Source organism: Nocardiopsis sp. L17-MgMaSL7 (genome assembly GCF_003182025.1).
GTDB classification, from domain to species: domain Bacteria; phylum Actinomycetota; class Actinomycetes; order Streptosporangiales; family Streptosporangiaceae; genus Nocardiopsis; species Nocardiopsis prasina.
Genome location: NZ_QGTF01000003.1, coordinates 377,992 through 397,768 on the forward strand (window position 1 = coordinate 377,992; position 19,777 = coordinate 397,768).

At 69.1% G+C, this 19,777-nt stretch carries 17 protein-coding genes; 10 read left to right on the forward strand and 7 right to left on the reverse strand.

The window, feature by feature from the left end:
- The first annotated feature begins 11 nt into the window (after positions 1-11).
- The gene (locus tag BDW27_RS07025; protein ID WP_110048676.1) at positions 12-785 is read left to right on the forward strand and encodes a DNA polymerase beta superfamily protein; all 774 of its coding nucleotides are present in this window, start codon (positions 12-14) and stop codon (positions 783-785) included.
- Positions 786-1,206: 421 nt separating this feature from the next.
- Entirely contained in the window at positions 1,207-2,181 is a 975-nt protein-coding gene (locus tag BDW27_RS07030; protein ID WP_110048677.1) for a phosphatidylinositol-specific phospholipase C, read from the forward strand.
- A 645-nt stretch (positions 2,182-2,826) separates the two neighbouring features.
- Here the strand turns inward: BDW27_RS07030 and BDW27_RS07035 are convergent.
- On the reverse strand, positions 2,827-3,528 hold the full coding sequence (locus BDW27_RS07035; protein ID WP_110048678.1) for a GntR family transcriptional regulator: 702 nt from the start codon (positions 3,526-3,528) through the stop codon (positions 2,827-2,829).
- 115 nt (positions 3,529-3,643) lie between these two features.
- On the opposite strand from BDW27_RS07035, the gene BDW27_RS07040 reads away from it, so the two are divergent.
- Both BDW27_RS07040 and BDW27_RS07045 read left to right on the forward strand, forming a co-directional pair.
- Entirely contained in the window at positions 3,644-4,810 is a 1,167-nt protein-coding gene (locus tag BDW27_RS07040) for an enolase C-terminal domain-like protein (RefSeq protein ID WP_110048679.1), read from the forward strand.
- A gap of 273 nt (positions 4,811-5,083) precedes the next feature.
- On the forward strand, positions 5,084-6,796 hold the full coding sequence (locus tag BDW27_RS07045) for a DASS family sodium-coupled anion symporter (RefSeq protein WP_110048680.1): 1,713 nt from the start codon (positions 5,084-5,086) through the stop codon (positions 6,794-6,796).
- A 36-nt stretch (positions 6,797-6,832) separates the two neighbouring features.
- Here the strand turns inward: BDW27_RS07045 and BDW27_RS07050 are convergent, their stop codons facing one another.
- Complete coding sequence (locus BDW27_RS07050) at positions 6,833-7,840, reverse strand: SDR family NAD(P)-dependent oxidoreductase (RefSeq protein ID WP_110048681.1); 1,008 nt, start codon at positions 7,838-7,840, stop codon at positions 6,833-6,835.
- A gap of 121 nt (positions 7,841-7,961) precedes the next feature.
- Positions 7,962-9,479 (reverse strand): MFS transporter, encoded by a 1,518-nt coding sequence (locus tag BDW27_RS07055; RefSeq protein WP_233515660.1) that lies wholly within the window; start codon positions 9,477-9,479, stop codon positions 7,962-7,964.
- A 294-nt stretch (positions 9,480-9,773) separates the two neighbouring features.
- On the opposite strand from BDW27_RS07055, the gene BDW27_RS07060 reads away from it, so the two are divergent.
- The 4 genes from BDW27_RS07060 to BDW27_RS07080 all read left to right on the forward strand — a co-directional run bounded on the left by BDW27_RS07060 (position 9,774) and on the right by BDW27_RS07080 (position 14,502).
- Entirely contained in the window at positions 9,774-10,427 is a 654-nt protein-coding gene (locus BDW27_RS07060) for a TetR/AcrR family transcriptional regulator (RefSeq protein WP_110048822.1), read from the forward strand.
- 614 nt (positions 10,428-11,041) lie between these two features.
- Positions 11,042-11,605: a DUF3887 domain-containing protein gene (locus BDW27_RS07065; protein ID WP_017543616.1), complete on the forward strand. Its 564-nt coding sequence runs from the start codon at positions 11,042-11,044 to the stop codon at positions 11,603-11,605.
- Between the two features lie 53 nt (positions 11,606-11,658).
- Positions 11,659-12,621 (forward strand): CPBP family intramembrane glutamic endopeptidase, encoded by a 963-nt coding sequence (locus BDW27_RS07070; RefSeq protein WP_110048683.1) that lies wholly within the window; start codon positions 11,659-11,661, stop codon positions 12,619-12,621.
- Between the two features lie 681 nt (positions 12,622-13,302).
- The gene (locus BDW27_RS07080) at positions 13,303-14,502 is read left to right on the forward strand and encodes a serine hydrolase (protein ID WP_110048684.1); all 1,200 of its coding nucleotides are present in this window, start codon (positions 13,303-13,305) and stop codon (positions 14,500-14,502) included.
- 172 nt (positions 14,503-14,674) lie between these two features.
- On the opposite strand, the gene BDW27_RS07085 is transcribed toward BDW27_RS07080, so the two are convergent.
- The gene (locus BDW27_RS07085; RefSeq protein ID WP_110048685.1) at positions 14,675-15,664 is read right to left on the reverse strand and encodes an NAD(P)/FAD-dependent oxidoreductase; all 990 of its coding nucleotides are present in this window, start codon (positions 15,662-15,664) and stop codon (positions 14,675-14,677) included.
- Between the two features lie 346 nt (positions 15,665-16,010).
- On the opposite strand from BDW27_RS07085, the gene BDW27_RS07090 reads away from it, so the two are divergent.
- Both BDW27_RS07090 and BDW27_RS07095 read left to right on the forward strand, forming a co-directional pair.
- Positions 16,011-16,856, forward strand: coding sequence for a DUF1684 domain-containing protein (locus BDW27_RS07090; RefSeq protein ID WP_146223246.1), 846 nt, complete (start codon positions 16,011-16,013; stop codon positions 16,854-16,856).
- A 32-nt stretch (positions 16,857-16,888) separates the two neighbouring features.
- On the forward strand, positions 16,889-17,272 hold the full coding sequence (locus BDW27_RS07095; protein WP_110048687.1) for a nuclear transport factor 2 family protein: 384 nt from the start codon (positions 16,889-16,891) through the stop codon (positions 17,270-17,272).
- A gap of 175 nt (positions 17,273-17,447) precedes the next feature.
- On the opposite strand, the gene BDW27_RS07100 is transcribed toward BDW27_RS07095, so the two are convergent.
- From BDW27_RS07100 to BDW27_RS07110, 3 genes are all read right to left on the reverse strand, one after another.
- A complete protein-coding gene (locus BDW27_RS07100; RefSeq protein WP_110048688.1) occupies positions 17,448-18,179 on the reverse strand; it encodes an alpha/beta fold hydrolase in 732 nt (243 codons plus the stop codon).
- Between the two features lie 221 nt (positions 18,180-18,400).
- Positions 18,401-18,808 carry a Dabb family protein gene (locus BDW27_RS07105; protein WP_110048689.1) on the reverse strand — a complete coding sequence of 136 codons (408 nt, stop codon included), beginning with the start codon at positions 18,806-18,808 and terminating at the stop codon, positions 18,401-18,403.
- Between the two features lie 70 nt (positions 18,809-18,878).
- Entirely contained in the window at positions 18,879-19,733 is an 855-nt protein-coding gene (locus tag BDW27_RS07110) for an SDR family oxidoreductase (RefSeq protein ID WP_110048690.1), read from the reverse strand.
- Positions 19,734-19,777: the final 44 nt, after the last annotated feature.

Here is a 19,777-nt window from a genome sequence, read left to right on the forward strand (position 1 = left end):
GGGAGGCTCAGGTGAAGCACTCCAGTGAGGAGTTCGCCCGTATCGCCGCGCAGGGCACCGTCCTGCGCTGTCAGGTCGGCTCCGTCGTCCACGGACTCAACCTCGACGGCCAGAACGACCGCGACGAGATGGGCATCTGCGTCGAGCCGCCCGAGTACGTGATCGGTCTGCGCGCCTTCGAGCAGTACATCCTCCGCGACCAGGGCGAACACGTCCGGTCCGGCCCCGGCGACCTCGACCTGACCGTCTACTCACTGCGCAAGTGGACCCGCCTGGCCCTGGAGAGCAACCCCACCGTCCTGCTGCCGCTCTTCGTCCCCGAGGACGAGATCACCACCCTCACGCCCGTCGGCGTCGACCTACGGGACAACGCCCACCGTTTCCTGTCCCGCCGTGCGGGAGAGCGTTTCCTCGGCTACCTGCGTGCCCAGCGGGACCGTATGGCGGGCACCAGGGGCGGCAGGCACACCAACCGCCCCGAGCTGGTGGAACGGCACGGTTTCGACACGAAGTACGCCTACCACATGGTCCGGCTGGGCCTCCAGGGCGTCGAGTTGATGGAGACCGGCGACATCACCCTGCCCATGCCCGAACCCGACCGGGGCTGGCTGCTGGCCCTACGCCGGGGAGAGCGCTCCCGCGACGAGGCCCTGGAGCGGGCGGGGGAACTGGAGCGCCGTCTGGAGGAGCTGTGCCGGACCTCCCACCTGCCCGAAGGACCTGACTCCGACTGGGCCGACCGCTGGCTGGTCGGGACCTACCAGCGGTTCTGGAACGAGAGCTGAACCACGCTGGTCAGAGCGGGCACCCGACGCGGCGACCTCGCGACGGCGAGATAGGGTTGTGGACCGAAGAGGTAACATGCCGCGCCCGAAATCACGGGTGTCCCGGTGTGCCGGGCGCCGGGGGAACGGCCCACGGCGCCCGGGGGACGACACAGTGAAGGAAACACCATGGTCGGAACCGTCGCGTTCGTGCTCATGATCGTCAGCCTGTCCATGATGATCATCTCCGGTCTCATCGCGGCCGTCGTCAAGACCCGCTAGGAGCGGACGCCCCAGCACCGGGTCGACGGGCGCACACGTGCGCCCGTCACCCGTCTCCTCCGCCCAGCGCGTGAGGAAGGGGGGATGCCAACGCGACCGCCGCGTGGCAGGGTGAAAGCGGCCCGATCCCAGGGCCGCCCCCGCTCCCGAAGGACCCCCCATGCTCACCCTCCCCTCCGCCACCACGGCTGTCCCCCGACGCACCGGACCGGTGCTGGCCGCCCTCCTCCTCACCGGTTCGCTCCTGTCCGTGCTCGCCCCCGCCGCTCCGGCCGCCGCCGAGCAGGGCCCGTCGGTCGCGCGCACCGCCTGGATGGGGCAGATCCCCGACGACACGAACCTGTCGGCGCTGTCCGTCCCCGGCACCCACGACACCGGCGCCTGGACCGGCTCCGTGTGGTCGCGCACGCAGGACCTCACCCTCACCGAACAGCTCGACTCCGGGGTGCGTTTCCTCGACGTGCGCACCCGCCACTACCGGGACGCCTTCCCCATCCACCACGGTGTCGAGTACCTGAACCTGAACTTCACCGACGTGGTCACCGACATCGGCGCCTTCCTCGACGAGAACCCCTCCGAGACCGTGCTCATGCGGATGAAGAAGGAGCACACCGAGGAGGAGAACACCCGGTCCTACGAGCAGACCCTGGACCACTACGTCGAGGAGAACCCGGACACCCGGGACATCCTGACCGAACGCCTGTGGGTGCCCGAGCAGGGCGTGGACCGCGTACCCGACCTCGGCGAGGTCCGGGGCAGCATCGTCATCGTGCAGGACTTCTCCGCCTCCCGCGACTACGGCGTCCGCTGGAACGGGTCCTCCCTGGACATCCAGGACGACTACCGGGTGCCCACACTCTTCGACATTCCCGCCAAGTGGGAGAAGGCCCGCGCCCACTTCGAGCGCACCGCCTCGGGCGCCGACGACGTCCTGTACGTCAACCACCTCAGCGGCAGCGGAGCCCCCTTCGCGAACCCGCGTGAGGTCGCCCTGGGCGGTTTGGGCATCCGGGGTGTGAACCCCCGCGCGGTCGACCACCTGCGCCCCGTGGAGGCGCCTCGCACGGGTGTGGTGGTCATGGACTTCCCCAGCCAGGAACTGACCGACCTCGTCATCGCGCACAACCCCGGCTGAGCCGTTCGCGGGGGGCGGTGGGCGTCCTCGACCCCACGGCCCCCGGCCGGGGCCACGTTCGAGGGCCCGGCGCTCACAGCACGCAGCGAGTCAGCAGAGCGGCAGGGGGCGCTCGAAGGCCGTCAGCGGTGGCACCGTCCCTGCCGGGTGTCGGCGAGCGGCCCGCCACCGCCCCGGTCGGCTCCGCTCCCCCGGCTCCCCTAGGGAGAGGGGGGCGTCCGCCGTCCATCGACCGGTCGCACGGACCGGACGCAAGCTCCATGGGGCGCTGCCCCGTGGTCCCGGTAGCTGCGCGGCCGGGACAGCGTGCCCTCCCAGGAGGGTTCGGGTACGAAGGGGCGGCCGGTGCGGATCACCCGTCCACCGCGTTCCGCACCGGCGCTCACGCGTTGCGCGCGGGTCCAGAGTACGGAATCCGGCTTGTCCCGGGTGGGTGAATCCGGCAAGTTTTCCGCGACGATGTGACGCGGAACGGAACCCACCTTTATGTCGTAGATTTCCGCTTTGGACCCTTCTCTGCCGAACGGTTCCGCCACGTGAGCACCAGGGCCGAACTGGCGCACCCAGGGGTGCGGGGCGTCAGGTTCCGCACGGACACCCGCCCCGCGCGTGGCTGAGGCTTGCGAACCTGGGCTTCGGGTGGCCTCAGGTCGAACGCGCGGCGATGGGGTGGTAGGCACGCTCCAGCCCCTCGAGGGCGTCCGTGACCATGGCACCGAGGCTGTTGCGGATATGGGAGCGCACCAGGTCGGCCGCGGCCGCACCGTCGCCGAGGATCACGAGCTCCAGGATCCTGTGGTGCTGGTTCAGGTCGATGGTGCGCGGCTCGGCGCCCGCGGGCAGTTCGAGGCCGATCCGCCGGTACCGGTCGGCCTTGTCCCACAGGTCGTCCAGCAGCCTGATCATCACGTTGTTGTGGGAAGCGGCGTAGATCGCCCGGTGGAAGGCCCGATGCGTCGCGATGGCCTCCTCACCCCAGCTGCGGGTGACCGGCAGCAGCCGGTCGGCCGCCGCCCTCATCGCGGCGATCTCCTCCTCCGTCCTGCGTAGAGCGGCGAGCTCGGTGGCCGAGGGTTCCAGCGAGAAGCGGACTTCCAGCAGTTCGCGAGCCTCGGAGGCGCTCATGGGCGCCACGCGCACATCGCGGTGGGCGTCCATCACGACCCACTCCTCGCTGACCAGTCGCCTGATCGCCTCGCGCAGAGGAGTGATGCTCATCCCCAGCTCCTCGGCCAGTTCGTACTGCGAGAGGCGTGATCCCGGGGCGAGCTCGCCGGAGGTGATGCGGCGGCGCAGTTCGGTGTAGGCCAATCCGCCCTTGCTGGAGGAGGCCTTCGCGCTGCTCATCGTGACCTCTCTCACAGAATCCTCACCCACGGGCTTGTGACCCCCGTCTCAGTCAGCATAGACTCCGCCGTACTTATAAGGGTCTTATAAGACATCGTTCGACAGGAGGAAGTCTATGAGAATCGTTTCCGCCCACGTCGGCACCATCCCGATCAGCTCGTCGATGCGCAACGCCTACATCGACTTCAGCAAGATGGACTGCACGATCCTGGCGCTGGTCAGTGACGTGGTGGTCGATGGAAAGCCCCTGGTGGGCTACGGCTTCAACTCCAACGGCCGGTACAACGCCACAGCCATCCTGAACGAGCGGATGCTGCCGCGGTTGCGCGACGCCACGCCTGAGGAACTGCTGGACGAGAACGGTGAACTCTCACCCGCCCGGGCGTGGGAGGTCATGATGCGCAACGAGAAGCCCGGTGGTCACGGAGAGCGCTCCGTCGCCGTCGGTGTGGCGGACATGGCGCTGCACGACCTCGCCGCCAAGGCCGCGGGCGTGCCCCTCTACCGGTGGATCTCCGACCACTACGGCGACGGCGACCCGGATCAGGACGTCTTCGTCTACGCCGCCGGCGGCTACTACGCCCCCGGCAAGACCCTGCGTGACCTCCAGGACGAGATGCGGGGCTTCCTCGACGCCGGATACGACATCGTCAAGATGAAGATCGGCGGCGCCGACCTGACCGAGGACCTCAGGCGCATCGAGGCGGTCATCGACGTCCTGGGCGGTGACGGGTCCCGCCTGATGGTGGACGTCAACGGCAAGTTCGACCTGCGGACGGCGCTGGACTACGGCCGGGCCATCGACCAGTACGGCCTCTTCTGGTACGAGGAGGTCGGCGACCCCCTGGACTACGGTCTGAACGCGACGCTGTCGGAGGACTACCGCCATCCCATCGCGACGGGTGAGAACCTCTTCTCGTTGCAGGACGCCCGGAACCTGATCCGCTACGGCGGGATGCGACCGGACCGCGACTTCATCCAGGTCGACCCCGCGCTGAGCTACGGACTGACCGAGTACCGCCGGGTCCTGGACATGCTCGCCCAGCACGGTTGGTCCTCCCGCCGGTGCGTCCCGCACGGCGGGCACCAGTTCTCGCTGCACATCGCCGCGGCGCTCAAACTCGGCGGCAACGAGTCCTACCCCGGAGAGTTCCAGCCCACGGGCGGCTTCACTGACGACGCGGTGATCCACCACGGTCGTGTGGCGCCCGGCGACCTCCCGGGCATCGGGCTCGAGGGCAAGGCGAAGTTCCACGAGGTCCTCCGCGACCTGCACGCCTGACCGCCCGACCCCCCGGCCTTCCGGTCCGACCGCGGACACGGGAGTGCCCGCTCCCGCCACCGTAGGGGGCCACTCCGAGGAGCGAGACGCGTTCGCCACCACGCGAACGGCGCATGCCGCAAGAGGCGCCGGTTCCACGACCGAAAGAGGGGTCTGCGCCTCCCCCGCGGAGAACCCGCGCTCCCAGTTCCCTCATCACCGATGTTCGCCGAACTCCACCCGAACCGATCTGCGGCAGGTCGAACCGAGCCGAAGACCAGAGAAGGTACAGCAATGGCACACTCCTATGCGCATTCCCTGTGGGGAAACCTGTGGGACTCACACCGGCAGATCAAAGAGCTACTGACGTTCTCGACGCGCAGGACGCCGCGTCGGACGGAGCGGGTGGCAGCGGCCACGGGCGAGAGCAGCGGCCGCACCGAAGCCCGCGGCGAACCCCCGAGTTCCACATCGGTCGAAGGCTCGGACGGCCCCGACGGGCCCGGTGGACCCGATGGCTCCGACCCCGGGTACACGCCCGCCCGGATCATCGGCCTGGTCCTCGGTCCGCTCCTGTTCGTGTTGACGCTGCTGTTCTTCCACCCGGAGGGACTGTCCCCTGAGGGCAGGGCGGTCCTGGCCACCACTCTCTGGGTGGCGACGTGGTGGATCACTGAGGCGATCCCCATCCCGGTCACGTCCCTGCTCCCCATCGTGCTCCTGCCGCTGTCCGGCGCGCTGGACGGGGACGTCGTGGTCTCGGCCTACGGCAACGACATCATCTTCCTGTTCCTCGGGGGGTTCTCGATCGCGATCGCCATGGAGAAATGGAACCTCCATCAGCGCATCGCCCTCACGATCGTCGCGGCGATCGGCACGAGCCCCCGCCGCATCGTTCTCGGCTTCATGGTCGCGACGGGATTCCTCTCGATGTGGGTCTCCAACACGGCCGCCACGATGATGATGATCCCCGTCGGCCTGGCCGTCGCGTACCAGGCCGCCCGTTCACTCCGGGGTGGTGAATTCGCCGACGACCTGTCGAAGTTCGAGAAGTCCATGGTCTTCGGCATCGGCTACGCGGCCACCATCGGCGGCCTCGGAACCCTGATCGGCACACCGCCCCTCGCCATCCTCGCCGCGACCTCCGGGGAGCTCTTCGGCCAGAGCATCTCATTCGGCGGTTGGATGGTGTTCGGCGTTCCCATCGTCGTCGCCCTCCTGGCCTTCACCTGGTTCTACCTGACGAGCATCAAGTTCAGGGTCCGGTTCAAGCACCTTCCCGGCGGCAAGGAGATCATCCGGGAGGAGAAGAGGTCCCTCGGCAGAATGTCCGCCGAGGAGAAGGTCGTGCTCGGCGTCTTCCTCGGGGCGGCGTTCATGTGGGTGTCCCGATCCTTCCTGTGGGAGGGCCTTCTTCCGGGTATCAGCGACGGAGTGATCGCGATCGTCGCGACGGTGACCCTGTTCATGCTGCCGACTCGCGGCGGAAGGGACAAAAGGATCCTCCAGTGGGAGGACTCGAAGAGGATCCCCTGGGGAATCCTCCTGTTGTTCGGCGGCGGACTGGCCATCGCGGCGGGGTTCGTCGACACCGGCCTCTCGTCGTGGATCGGCGAGCAACTGCGCATGCTCGACGGGGTCAGCGTGGTGCTGATCATCGTCGTCGCCACCACACTCGTGCTGCTCCTGACGGAGATCACCTCGAACGCCGCGACGGCGACGATGATCCTCCCGGTCATGGCCGCCTTCGCGATCTCGCTGAACATTCACCCGTACGCGTTGATGGTCCCCTGCGCGATGGCCGCGAACTGCGCGTTCATGCTCCCGGTGGGCACCCCGCCGAACGCGATCATGTTCGGCACCGGGAAGCTGACCATCATCGAGATGGTCAAGGTCGGCTTCTGGCTCAACTGGGTCGCCCTTGCCCTCATCGTCCTGGGAGTCCTCTACATGCTGCCGTGGATGTGGGGAATCGACCTGATGTCCACTCCCCCCGCGTTCCAGTGACCGGGTACGGCTCTCGGCCGCTCACCACCGGTGCGGTTACTGCACCGACCAGCCGCCGTCGGAGGCGAGCACGACGCCGTTGACGTTGTCGCTGTCATCGCTGAGCAGCCACGTGATCGACGCGGCGAGCTTGTCCGCGTCGGCGACCTGCGGGATGAGACGCATGAACTCGCCGATGCGGGCCTTGCCGAACTCCGAGCCGAAAGTGCCGTCGATCCCCGTCGCCACCGGCCCCGGGGCCACCGCGTTGACTCTGACACCGTGCGGTCCGTACATGAACGCCGAGCTGCGCGTGATGCCGACGACGGCGTGCTTGGAGGCCGTGTAGGCGACGCCGGCCGCGTTGCCGCGCAGGGCGGCCTCGGAGGCGACGTTGACGATCGCGCCCCGTCCGGCGGCGAGCATGGCCGGGACCACGGCGCGCGAGAGTTTGAAGGTGCCGTCGACGTTGACAGCGAAGACCCGCTCCCAGGTCTGGTCGCTCACCTCGTGCAGGGGCGACATGTCGTCCATGATCCCGGCGACGTTGGCCAGACCGTCGACGCGCTCCCCCGCCGCCTCGACGATCCTGGCCACGTCCTCGTCGCCGGTGATGTCGGCCGCGACCGGAACGACCGTGCCGTCGGGCGAGGCGTCAACCAGGCTCTGGAGGCGTTCCTGCGCGATGTCCACGGCGACGACCCGCCCGCCCTCGCGCACGATCCGCGCGGCGGTGGCGCGGCCGATCCCCGAGGCCGCCCCGGTGACCACGACCGTGCGCCCGGCGAACCGCGCACCCGCCGTGGGCGCCTCGGGCTCCTCCTCCGGGGCGGGGGCGACCCCGCCGTTGGCGCGGAGCACGAGTTCGTCGACCAACTCCTGCGGGAAGCGGTCCCCGGCGATCTCGACGAGTTTGGCCAGCGAGAGCTTACCGACGGGGCGCAGCGCGTCCGCGTCCTGTCCCGACCCTTCCAGCAGTTCGCGCAGGACCGGTCCTCCGGTGGGGTGCGCGAGCCACTCCTCCACGGTGTTCGCGGCGGTGACGGGTCTGTCGTTCGCGGTCATGTCTTCTCCTGTGTTTCGGGGCTTGCCGGGGCCGGGCCGTCGTGTGGCGACGTGGGCTCTGGAGGCGGCGCACGGTCGAAGGAACGGCGGCCCGGTCGAACGTCCGCGCAGTACGCGGTGTTCAGGTTCCGCTGGCGGTGCGGGCGGGCGGGGTCGCTTCGGGGCCGGGTTCGGCCTCGGGTTTGGCCTCGGGCACGGGGACGGGGACGGGCTCACCGGGGTCGGAGGCCGCCACACGCTTGGGCAGGAAAGCCGCGACGGCGAGGGCCGAGAGCGCCGCCAGAGCGCCCATGCCCAGGATCAACACGAAGGCGTTCTGAGCGGGGAACACCTCACCACCCGCGGTCATGGTCACGTTGGCGATGACGAGCCCGGCCACGGCGCTGGCCACGGAGGTACCGATGGAGCGCATGAGGGTGTTGAGGCTGTTGGCCGAGGCTGTCTCGGACCGCGGCACAGCTCCCATGACCAGTGCGGGCATGGCGCCGTAGGCCAGACCCACACCCGCACCGATGACGGTGGAGGCGATCATGAGCTGCCAGACGCCGGACATGAGCAACAGGCTCAGGCCGTAGCCGAGACCGACCAGCAGGGCGCCGCACATCAGCGTCGTCTTCGGTCCCCTTGTTCGGGAGACGCGTGCCGAGACCGGGGACATCGCCATCATGACCAGACCGTTCGGGGCCATCACCAGCCCCGCGACCAGGATCGTCTGCCCGAACCCGTAACCGGTGACCTCCGGTAGCTGGAGGAGCTGCGGAATCACCAGGGACATGGCGAACATGGAGAACCCGAACACCAGGGAGGCGATGTTCGTGAGCAGGACCTGACGGCGCACGCTGGTGCGCAGGTCGACCAGCGGGTGGGGCACGCGCAGCTCCCACCAGCCCCACACCAGGAGCACCACCGCCGCGGCGGCGAGCATGGCCCCCGGAACACCGCTCCCCCAGCCCCAGTCCGAGCCCTTGGAAATCGCCAGCAGCAGGAGGAGAAGCGCGACGGACAGGCCCAGCGAACCGATCAGATCGAACGTGCCCCCGCTACGAACACCGGAATCGGGAATCAGGGTGTGGACCAGAACGGCTCCCGCTGCCGCCAGCACGGCGGCCGCCCAGAAGAGGACGTGCCAGTCGGCGACCTGCGCCACGAGCGCGGCGGCGGGAAGGCCGAGTGCGCCGCCCACGCCGAGGGACGCGCTCATCAGGGCGGTCGCCCCGCCGAGGCGCTCGGCCGGCAGCTCGTCGCGCATGATGCTGATGCCCAGCGGGATGACCCCGGCCGCCAGTCCCTGGAGGGCGCGGCCCACGACCATCGGCACCAGGCTGGTGGCGAGGGCGCAGGCCAGCGAACCGACCACGAGGACCGCCAGGCTGATCAGCAGCATGCGGCGCTTGCCGTACATGTCGCCCAGGCGTCCCACGGTGGGGGTGGCGACCGCGGCGGCGAGCAGGGTGGCGGTGATCGCCCACGCCGTGTCCCCGGGGGTGGCTCCCAGCAGGCCGGGCAGGACCGGCACGAGCGGGATGACCAGGGTCTGCATGAGTGAGACGATGATGCCGCAGAAGGCCAGGACACAGACGATCACGTTCGGCCGGGCACGAGAGCGCTCGACCGGTGGGCTGGCACGCACATGAGTCATCGAGCAGGAACCCCCGTATTCGGACACGCGAAAGCGCCCACGTTTAAGTCAGGCGCTTGACTTACGATAACAGTACGTACACGGCGGTTCCACGCTGGACGACCAAGTGAGGACCCACACCACCATGCGAAGTGCGAACCGATCCGGCGGCAGCCCGATCACACGACGGCCACCCGCACCCCTCCAGGGAGCATCCGCGGATCATGCCCCCGAGCCAGGTCTGCCAGCGGACGCAGCGACGACGCCGCTGAAGCTGAGGGGCCGCTACGGGCGGATGTCGGTACCGTGGTCCGCATGAGTGACAGGGTGGCGAGGTCGGAGCAGGTCGCGGCGACACGGGAGACGATCCTGCTGACCGCGGAGCGGCTGTTCGCCGAGCACGGTGTGGCCGGTGTGTCCAACCGCCAGATCAGTCAGGAGGCGGGCCAGGGCAACAACACGGCAGTCTCCTACCACTTCGGCTCCAAGGAGGGACTGGTGCGCGCGATCGTGCGCCAGCACACCGAGCAGATCGAGGGCGCGCGGGGCAGGATGGTGGCGCGGATCGACGGCTCGGACGAGGTCAGGGACTGGGTGGCGTGCACGGTCGAGCCGCTCGCCCTACACCTGGAGGAGCTGGGCTCACCCTCCTGGTACGGGCGTTTCAGCGCCCAGGTCCTGGCGGATCCGGCCTACCGGGAGATCGCGGCGAGCGAGGCCCTGGACTCGCCCTCGCTCGCGCGGGCGGGGGAAGAGCTGCACAGGTGTCTCACCGACCTGCCGACGGAGGTTCGCCTGGAACGCCAGGCCATGACTCGCCAGCTCATCGTGCACACCATCGCCGAGCGGGAGCGAGCCGTGGCTGCGGGCAACAGCACGTCGTGGAGCTCCTGGCCCCAGACCGCGGTCGGCCTGACTGACGCGCTCACCGGCCTGTGGACGGCTCCGGTCACCCGCGTGTTGGTCTGATCAATCCGGCGCGAACCACGCGTCCCCTTGTTCTCGTGTTCGTGCGCCGTCATCCCCCGGGCCCCGAGCCGGTCAGGCAATGCGGGCGCCGCGGGCGAACGGGAGTTCGTCCCGCCACCCGGATCAAGAGTGGGGCCGATCCGGTGCTGTTCGTGGTCCTGTGGATACTGACCGTCTGGCTGGTGCGGTTGACGACGAACGCGCAGCGACTCCTGTTGTCGTGCGGGAAACCAGACCCCCACGACTCACCCGAAGTAGCCATGCCGGAGCCCACGAGGCTGGCCTCTGTGCGTCCCGGGATGCCGGCACCCTGACCACATTCCCGGCTGTTTCCGCTCGCACCAGCGCGGGGAGCGAGAGCGAACGCGCGTGGCGCCCCGCCAACCAGCCCGACACAGGCCCGCCTGGGTGACCCACCGTGACCGATACCCCCGTTCCTGATCGGCCTGTGCGAGGCACGCCAGCGTGCGCGATCTCGAAGAGGTGCGCACCCGTGGGGTTCCTTCCGCCGATCGGTGTTGCGCACCCTCTCTTGACACACAGCCCGCTTGTAAAGCTATGCTTTACATGTGCAAGAACGATTGACTGACGCCCTGCGTGCCTTGAAGACGCGCATGGACGCACTCCTCGCCTCACGTGTCCTGAACAGGGACGAGGACTGGGCCGATTCGATAGCCAGTGCCGTGAGCATGCAGGCGGCCGCCGACGACGTCGTGCGTGCCGTCGTGCAACAGGCACGCCAGAACGGCGCCACATGGCAGGTCATCGGTGACGCACTCGGCGTGAGCAGGCAGGCGGCGTTTCAGCGCTATGGAAAACCGATCGACCCCAGAACAGGAGAACCCATGAACACCACGCCACTCCCCGGCGTCGTGGAACTGGCCGCCACGGTGATCGAGCACCTCGCCTCCGGGCAGTGGGCGCGGGTCACCGAGCAGTTCGACACGACCATGCGCGACGGCCTGTCGGAGGAGGCACTCGCGGCCGCCTGGGCCCAGCTCGTCGGCCTCTCGGGAGCCTTCGAGAGTCGTGGCGAGCCGGAGGTCACCCGAGCCGGTGACCTGACGATCACGAACACGCCGCTCGCGTTCGAGGCGGGCGACTACACGGCACGGATCGCGTTCCGCGACGACCGCACCATCACCGGTCTGCACATCCTGGAAGGACAGACGTCGTGACCACCGATTCTCCGGGCGGATCGAAGCCGCCCACGCCCCGGGGCGAACCCCGCATGGACAGACGCGACCTGCGATCCGTCACCGTGTTCATCATCCTGGCGTTCGCACTCGCCTGGCTCCTCGCGCTCCCGCTCTGGCTCGGTGACGGACTCGCCAGCCGCTGGTTCACCCTCGTGGCCACCGCCACGATGCTGACCCCCGCGATCGCCGCCCTCGTCGTCGTGTTCTTCGTGGAGCGGCCTCGACAGAAGGCCTGGGTGCTCGGGCTGTGGCCGCTCAGACCGGTGCGGAGGGTGCTCGGCTACGGGGTGCTGGGGATCTTCGTGCCCATCGCGCTGGTCCTGGTGGCGCTCCCGGTCGGTGCGCTGCTGGGGGTCTATCCGGCCGACTTCGCGAACTTCTCCGCGTTCCAGCAGGTCCTCGACGAGCAGACGGGCACCACCGAGATCCCGATACCGATCGGTGCGCTCATCGTCCTCCAGCTGGCCACGCTCCCTCTGGCGGCGTTCATCAACCTCGTTCCGGCTCTGGGCGAGGAACTCGGGTGGCGAGGGTGGCTGCTCCCGAAGCTGATGCCGCTGGGAACGCTCCCAGCCCTGCTGGTCTCAGGCGTGATCTGGGGTCTGTGGCACGCTCCGCTCATCCTGCTGGGCTACAACTACCCCGACGCACCAGGCTGGCTCGGCTTGAGCGCGATGGTCGGCATGTGCGTTCTGATCGGCGCGGTCTTCGGCTGGCTGCGACTCCGCTCGGGATCCGTGTGGCCCGCGGCCCTGGCGCATGCCTCGTTCAACGGGGCGGGTGCGACCTATCTTCTCTTCGCCAGGGCTGGTGAGCACGTCGACACCACGCAGGCGACGGTCCTGGGCTGGAGCGGGTGGATCGTGCCGCTCGCGCTCGTGGCGGTCCTCGTCGCCACAGGACAGTTCTCTGCCGCCAAGCACCCCTCCACCCCACCGCCGAAGAAGGGTCAGGCCCCTGAACGCCCGGCCGCGGAACAGGTAACCGGTGAGTAGTCACAGGGAATCCTGAGAACCTCACGTGGATGTGGCGGTGCGGCCAGTGAGACACCAAGCCCCCGGCGTGGCCGGTGACGCTCTTGTCCACGGCCGGTCCCCCGCCACCACCAGCCGAAGGCACCGAGGACCCGGGTGGCTATCGGCCTGGGCCCCCGATTCCCCTCCCCTCCCTGCCCGGTCGAGGCGGGAGACCGGGCCTTCCAGGGGGCAGCCGGGACTCCCCGGTGGGGGGCGACCCGGTCGCCGGGGTCAGCTCCGTGACGAGAACGCCGCCCGGGCGGCGTTCTCGTCACGTCGCACCCCTCACCCGTGCCGGGAGGCGGACCAGGATCTCACCGTTGGACGCGGCCCGGCGATGGGTGATCACGTTCCTCACAGCAGCGATGAGTGCGCCACCGACCCGACCCTGACGACCCAGGGCAGACACCGCGCCGTCGGCGACCGTGTGTACGTTCCCAGCACTCGTGCGGAACCCGCGCCTGGGCAACTCACCGCTCCGCTCGGGCTCACCGTTGCCGCAGGGCCCCTGCTAGCGAGAGACGACCCTTGTGCCCTTAGTATAGTGAACGTTCACTATCATCAGGATGGCGCCGACTCCGGGGCTGATGGTTCGGCTCGGGTGATGGCGCACCACCTGTGCAACAGCAACCACTGGGTTCCCATGAGAGGGAAACAACGATGACTGACAGCTTCAAAGCCAAGGCGGACGAGGTGCTCCGTCGAACCGTGAGCTCCCTGCCCGGGGTGCCGGGTGTGATCGCCGGTGTCACGAACGAGCACCAGACCCTGTACCTGAACGCGGAGGGGGTCCGGCGAGTCGATGGTGCCGAGCCGGTGACCACCGACTCACCGGTGGCCCTCCTGTCGACGACGAAGGCGATCACGGCGACAGCGGCACTGCGCCTTGTCGAACAGGGAAGGCTCGACCTGGACGCCCCAGCCAGCCGATACGCCCCGGACCTCGGTCGGTTGCGGGTGCTGGCGGGCTTCGACCAGGCTGGCGAACCGGTGCTTCGGCCTCCCGCCACTCAGATCACGACCCGTCAGCTGCTCACGCACTCCTCCGGCCTCGGGTACGAGTACTTCAACGCCGACTACGCCCGTCTCGTGGGTGAGGAGCGGCAGCCGCCCATCGCGACCTCCACCCGGGCGGCACTGGACACACCACTGCTGTTCGACCCCGGGACCCGTTGGGAGTACGGGACCGGAATCGACTGGGTGGGCCGGGTCATCGAGGGCGTCACCGGACAGCGCCTCAGCGAGGTCCTCGCCCGTGAGGTGCTGTCTCCGCTCGGAATGACCACGATGACCTTCGTGCCCGGCCCCGAGCAACGCCGCGCACTCGTGGGCACCCACCTGCGCACGCAGGAGGGCGACCTGGTGCCCCTGGACGTCGAACCGCCCACCTCGCCCGAGGTCGATTCCGGCGGGCACGGACTGTACGGAACCGTGGGTGACTACCTCAGGTTCATCCGCATGTGGCTGAACGACGGGGTCGGAGAGCGCGGACGCGTACTGGAGGCCGAGACGGTCCGCGACGCGGTCCGTCAGCACCTCCCGGACCATGTGGAGGTCACCCCGTTCCGGAGCGCGATGCCCACGGCGACCAACGACGGCGAGTTCTACCCCGGCGTCCGCAAAACATGGTCCCTGGCCTTCATGATCAACCAGGACGCGACCCCCACGGGACGACCGGCGGGCACCCAGGGATGGGCGGGACTGGCGAACCTCTACTACTGGATCGATCGGGAGAACGGCATCGGCGGGTTCTGGGCCACCCAGGTCCTGCCCTTCATCGACCCCGCGTCCTATGGCGGATACCTCGAGTTCGAACGAGCCGCCTACGACGAGTTGGTACCGACTCCCGACCCCCGTTGATCGGTCGTGGCTCCGGTCGCCCCTGCGAGCGCTTCCACTCGCTCACAGGGGCGCCCGGCACACCGGAGGTGCGGCGACGGGCAGCTGGGGCTGAGCCACCTTCTACCCGGTCACAGGGGCGTTGACTGCTGTCAGCGCGACAGAGACGGTGCCGCGTCAGGCTCCGGCGGCCTCACACCGAGCCGAGGGCGGCCTCGGTGTCGGCGGTGGCGAGGTCGGCGTTGATGTGTGCACCCGCGAGAGCCCCCGCGGCAGCGGACGCGCCCACCTGGGCGGTCGGGTCGGTGGCGTTTCCCGTCACCCACACGCCCGGCACGTCGGTGGTTCCGGCCATGCCGGAGGCGAAGCGGCGGCCCATGCCGTTGGGCAGGTCCTCCAGCGGAAGCCGAAGACCGTCCACACCCTCGGTGCGCGCCCACATCGAGGTGGCGACGGCGAGGACTCGACGGGCCACGATCCGCCCGTCAGCCATCCGCACACTCGCGATGCCGCCTTCGTCGTCCTTGAGGACCTCGTGCACCTGGCCGTCGACGACCTGGACGCCGCGAGCCGCGAAGCGCTCTCGGGCATCCGCGTTCAGATCGGTTCCGCGGGTGAAGTAGACGAGGTCGTCGGTCAACTGCCGGAACAGCAGCGCCTGGTGCACCGAGGCAGGACCGACCGCGAGAACGCCGATGGGCTCGTCGCGTACCTCCCAGCCATGGCAGTACGGACAGTGCACGAGACCACTCCCCCAGTGCTCCGCGAGCCCCGGGACCTCGGGCAGCACGTCGCGTAGGCCCGTGGCCACCAACAGGCGGCGCGCCGTCACTGTGCCGCCGTCGGCCAACCTGACGCGGAAACGCGGATCCCCGCCCTTGGTCGGGGTCGGCTCCGCCGCGACGACCTCGCCGGAGACGACGAGGCCGCCGTAGTGGCGCACCTCCGCTCGGCCCTTCGCGAGCAGCTCGGCGGGCGGCGTGCCCTCCAGCCCCAGGAGGCCGTGAACGCCATCGGCGATGGCGTTGCGCGGGGTCCCGCCGTCGATCACCACGACCGAGCGGCGTGAGCGTGCGAGCATCAGCGCACCGCTCAGACCCGCTGCTCCGCCGCCGATCACCACGGCGTCGAAGTGTCCGGTCGTTGGAACGAGGGTGCTGTGGGAGATGGTCTTCTCAGGCATGCCGCCCTACCCTTCCTGCGGGCACGGCCCCGGCCGTTCCGGAGCGAACCGAGAACGACGCTAACCATGGATTGCGGTCAGGGCATGGCATCTTGCTTACTAGGCAAGAACGTCGCGCTAGGGGCCGCCTGCCGCGCAAACGCATCCGCACCCCGGCCGATGAGTCCCCCGTTTGCTCCTACGTCAACACGCACACTGTCCTTCTTGCGGTGTACGCAACCAGGGATGCGTCGATGGCATTGGCTCGTTGTGCGACACGTACCCGCCCAAGCAGAGGTAAGCAGACACGACCGCCGCGCCACACTCCAGCGACAGGTGTGCGCGGCGGCCCAGAAGGGACCGGTTCATGTCAACAGAGCAGACACGGCTCAGCGGCTCTCCCCCCGTCGACACACCCACGGAGTACGACGGTTGGCGCCACGGCCGATGGGAGGAGATCGCCGGACCGAACGGAAAGGCCAAAGTCGTGGCCAACGGGATGGTGACCGGCCCGGACGTCCACACCCTCCCGGGCGTCCCGGGCCAGTGGACCACGGACGAGACCGGAGCCCTGACCGTCACGGCGTCGGCCGCGGACGGCGTCGTGGTGGACGGCGCCGCAGTGGACGGAACCACGCAGGTACCAACCGGTGACTCAGTGGAGTTCTCCGGCGGGCTCGTCGGCTTCGTCTGGGGCGGTGCCGGCTCCTACGGGCTGGTCGTCATGGACCACAATGCCGTCGAACGCTCCGGGCTCACCGGCATCGACGTCTACCCCTACGACCCGGCCTGGGTCTTCGAGGGCGAGTACCGCGCGGCACCCGAGGGCCGCCGCATCGAAGTGGAACGGCTGACCTCGCCGCGCAGCACCGAGGCGATCCTCGCCCCCGTCGACCTCGTCGTCACGGTCAACGGCAACGAACACGTCATGGCGGTCCTGGAGGACATGCCCGGCCAACGCCTGGTGGTCTTCACCGACCAGACCAACGGGCACGGGACACCCGAGATCGGCCGCTGGCTGGTGCTGCCGCTGCTCGAACCGGGCAGCACGTTGCCGGTCGACTTCAACAAGGCGACCCTCTCCCACCACCACCTGCGGCCATCCGTGTTCGTGTGCCCGCTCTCGCCTCCCGGCAACCACCTGCCTCTGCGCGTCGAAGCAGGCGAGCGCTCCCTGATCCACGGCACGACCGAGCGGGGGCCCGCGTCGTGAAGAGAACACCTCACAGAGAAGGAAGCGACACCATGAGCCGAGATCTCCAGGACAAGGCCGTCACCTACCTGCGCAGTCTCGAACGGGGGGACTGGGAGAGCGCCCGTGCGATGTGCGCGTCGACGGCCACCGTCTGGCACAACGACGGCAAGGGCGAGCAGGGCATCGCGGACAACATCGCTGGGATGGCCGAGCAGGTCGAGAGCATCGAGTCGATGCGCTACGAGATCATCCGACAGTTCGCCCGGCCCGGCGAGGTCCTCCAGCAGCACGTGGTGCACGTGGCCACAGCGGGGGGCACGCGTGGTCAGGTGTTCGCCGCCGTCTACTTCCGTTTCGACGACGACGGCCTCATCACTCGTATCGAGGAGTACGCCAACTTCGTACCGGAGCAGGGGGAGGGCGCCACTGTCTGACCGTGCGAGGTGATCCTCACGTGTGAGGGCCGGACCGGTGAGGTCACACCTCACGCGAAAAGGGACCCCCGACGGACTCGCGTCGGGGGTCCCCGTGTCTTCGACCACCCGACCCTGGGCGGGGGCTTCCGGTTCTGATGCGGGTCGCGTGGTCCACACCTGCACCGGAACGCCTTCAGTCGGCGAGGAAGTCCACCACGGTCTTGATGAAGAGTGGGGAGAAGACGGCGTCCACGTGGTCGCGGTCGGGGATCTCCACGTGTGTGACTCCGCTGCGTTCGGCGAGGCCCGCGGCGCCTTCGGCCAAGTGGTCCGCGGTGCCGTGGACCAGCAGCAGGGGCAGGCCCTCGGGGCGCGGTTCCTCCTGGAAGGGACGGGAGGCCTGACCCCGGGCACAGGCCACGAGCGCGGCCGGATCGTTCCCCGGGATCGCGGCGACGGTGCGGTACATGTCGTCGAAGGCACTGTCCCCGTCGGGGTGGACCGCGCCCAGCCCGGCCAGGTCAAGGGTGCGGGGGCCGAACCCGCCCAGGACCAGCCGACGGACCCGCTCGGGCGCGGTGCGCGCCAGTTCCCAGGCGATCCGGGCCCCCATGGAGTAGGCGATGACGTCGACACAGTCCAGGCCCAGGTCGTCGAGCAGTGCCAGGAGGTCGGCGACGAAGTGTTCGGGTAGGTAGAGCCCGCTGTCGGTGGGTTTGTCACTGGCACCGTGGCCGCGCAGGTCCGGGCCGATCACACGGCGGCCGGCCGCGGCGAGCGCGTCGGGCCATCCGGCCTGACGCCAGTTGATGTCGAAGTCGACCCCGAAACCGTGCAGCAGAAGGACCGGAACGGGGTCCCCTGGGGCCAGCGGCGGAATGTCCGCATAGCGTGTCGTCACGTCTCCGACGAGGTGTGCGGTCATGGGTCCTGCCCTTCCTGTCGCGGGCTTCCGCTGGAAGGAAGCCCCGAACACGTACTCGCCCTGTTCGAGAGGGGCTGGATGGCCCGGCGGAGCGCGAGGCCTGGATCAGGGAGGTGATCCGGGCCCCGCGCTCACCGGTGCGACGGTGTTCACCGTTCCACCGGCACGTTGCCGGATGTCAGCACGCGGTGCGGGTGAACGGCTTCATGACCCGTGGTCGGTCAGGCCGCGTGCTTGCCGGGCGCGGCGCTGCCGAGGTACTCGTCGAGGTTGTCGATCAGTTCGACGAGGTCGGGGTGGGCGTCGAAGCGGCGCTGGTGGATCGCGGCGATCTTCGCGTCCATCTCCGGGTCCGGGTCGTCGGTGATGTCGAACGAGGCGAACCTGGAGATCAGCGGGAGCCCCATTCGGTCGATCTCCAGGTGCGCGGGGTCGTTCATCATCTTCTCGTAGGTCTCCAGGTCCTGGGCGGCGTTGACGGCGCCGTACTGGTATCCGCCGCCGAAGTCGCGGCCGAAGATCCCCGTCGGGTCGTCCGTGTTCTGCCCGGTCATGCCCTGGACGATGGCGTCCGCGGTCTCCTTGGGGACGTCGGGCCGGATGGTGAACCGGATGCAGTGGTAGATCATGGAATTCCCTTTCCTTGGGTGTTCACCTGAGTGGTGAGGCTTGGGGTCGGGCCGGTCTGAGCGGGGTGGTTCAGTCCCGTGTGAAGGCGCCGACGTGGTCGTGGGCGAAGTCGGCGATGTCGCGCGCGGGTGCTCCGGTCAGGTCGGTGACCGAGGTGTGTACCTCCGCGGCCTCGCCCCTGGCGTAGTGGGCGTAGTCCTCGACCAGCCCCCGCAGCTGCCATGGCGGGATCATGCCGGTCAGCGCGGAGACGAACTGGCCGGGGGGAACGTCCTCGAAGTCGATTGCCTGACCGGTGGCCTTCGACAGCGCCTGGGCGATCTGTTCGTGGGTCACTGCCCGGGGGCCGGTCAGGGTGTAGGTACGTCCGGTGTGTCCCTGGCTGGTCAACACCGCCGCGGCGGTGGCCGCGACGTCCCTGGTGTCGACGACGCTGACGGCGGCGTCACCAATGGGCGCGGCGAGCAGACCCTGGGCGATGGTGCCCGCGAAGCCGAGCAGCGACTGCATGTAGAGGTTGGGACGCAGCACCGTGTGGTCGAGGCCGAGCCCTCGCACGTGGGCCTCCACCTCGGCGTGCCAGCGCAGGAACCGCACCGGCGAGTCGGTGCGGGCCTCGTACTGGGAGAGCACCACGAGCCGGTTCACGTCGGCCTTGTGGGCGAGATCGGCGAACCGCATCTGAAGCTCGGCGGCGTCCTCATCAGAAGGGCTGTTGAGGAAGGCCGCGTCAACGCCCTTCAGCGCCGCGGTGAGCGCCTCCGGGTCCCGCAGGTCGGCGACGACGTTCTCGACACCGGGCATGGCCTTGAAGGGGCTGCGGATCATCGCGCGGACGGTGGCACCGCGGGCCTTCAGAGCGGGCAACAGCGCGGAGCCCACGGTTCCTGTCGCGCCGGTCACGAGCACGGTGGGGTTGGTCATGGCGAACTTTCCGTTTCGTGGTCTCGCCGAGGCTTGTTCCTCGA

Excerpts from the sequence above, each read along its gene's own strand:
- BDW27_RS07030 (WP_110048677.1), top strand. The coding sequence starts at position 1,207 with ATGCTCACCCTCCCCTCCGCCACCACGGCTGTCCCCCGACGCACCGGA.
- BDW27_RS07095 (WP_110048687.1), top strand. The coding sequence starts at position 16,889 with ATGAGCCGAGATCTCCAGGACAAGGCCGTCACCTACCTGCGCAGTCTC.
- BDW27_RS07060 (WP_110048822.1), top strand. The coding sequence starts at position 9,774 with ATGAGTGACAGGGTGGCGAGGTCGGAGCAGGTCGCGGCGACACGGGAG.
- BDW27_RS07080 (WP_110048684.1), top strand. The coding sequence starts at position 13,303 with ATGACTGACAGCTTCAAAGCCAAGGCGGACGAGGTGCTCCGTCGAACC.
- BDW27_RS07035 (WP_110048678.1), bottom strand. The coding sequence starts at position 3,528 with ATGAGCAGCGCGAAGGCCTCCTCCAGCAAGGGCGGATTGGCCTACACC.
- BDW27_RS07090 (WP_146223246.1), top strand. The coding sequence starts at position 16,011 with ATGTCAACAGAGCAGACACGGCTCAGCGGCTCTCCCCCCGTCGACACA.
- BDW27_RS07045 (WP_110048680.1), top strand. The coding sequence starts at position 5,084 with ATGGCACACTCCTATGCGCATTCCCTGTGGGGAAACCTGTGGGACTCA.
- BDW27_RS07040 (WP_110048679.1), top strand. The coding sequence starts at position 3,644 with ATGAGAATCGTTTCCGCCCACGTCGGCACCATCCCGATCAGCTCGTCG.
- BDW27_RS07055 (WP_233515660.1), bottom strand. The coding sequence starts at position 9,479 with ATGACTCATGTGCGTGCCAGCCCACCGGTCGAGCGCTCTCGTGCCCGG.
- BDW27_RS07050 (WP_110048681.1), bottom strand. The coding sequence starts at position 7,840 with ATGACCGCGAACGACAGACCCGTCACCGCCGCGAACACCGTGGAGGAG.
- BDW27_RS07100 (WP_110048688.1), bottom strand. The coding sequence starts at position 18,179 with ATGACCGCACACCTCGTCGGAGACGTGACGACACGCTATGCGGACATT.
- BDW27_RS07065 (WP_017543616.1), top strand. The coding sequence starts at position 11,042 with ATGGACGCACTCCTCGCCTCACGTGTCCTGAACAGGGACGAGGACTGG.
- BDW27_RS07105 (WP_110048689.1), bottom strand. The coding sequence starts at position 18,808 with ATGATCTACCACTGCATCCGGTTCACCATCCGGCCCGACGTCCCCAAG.
- BDW27_RS07085 (WP_110048685.1), bottom strand. The coding sequence starts at position 15,664 with ATGCCTGAGAAGACCATCTCCCACAGCACCCTCGTTCCAACGACCGGA.
- BDW27_RS07110 (WP_110048690.1), bottom strand. The coding sequence starts at position 19,733 with ATGACCAACCCCACCGTGCTCGTGACCGGCGCGACAGGAACCGTGGGC.
- BDW27_RS07070 (WP_110048683.1), top strand. The coding sequence starts at position 11,659 with ATGGACAGACGCGACCTGCGATCCGTCACCGTGTTCATCATCCTGGCG.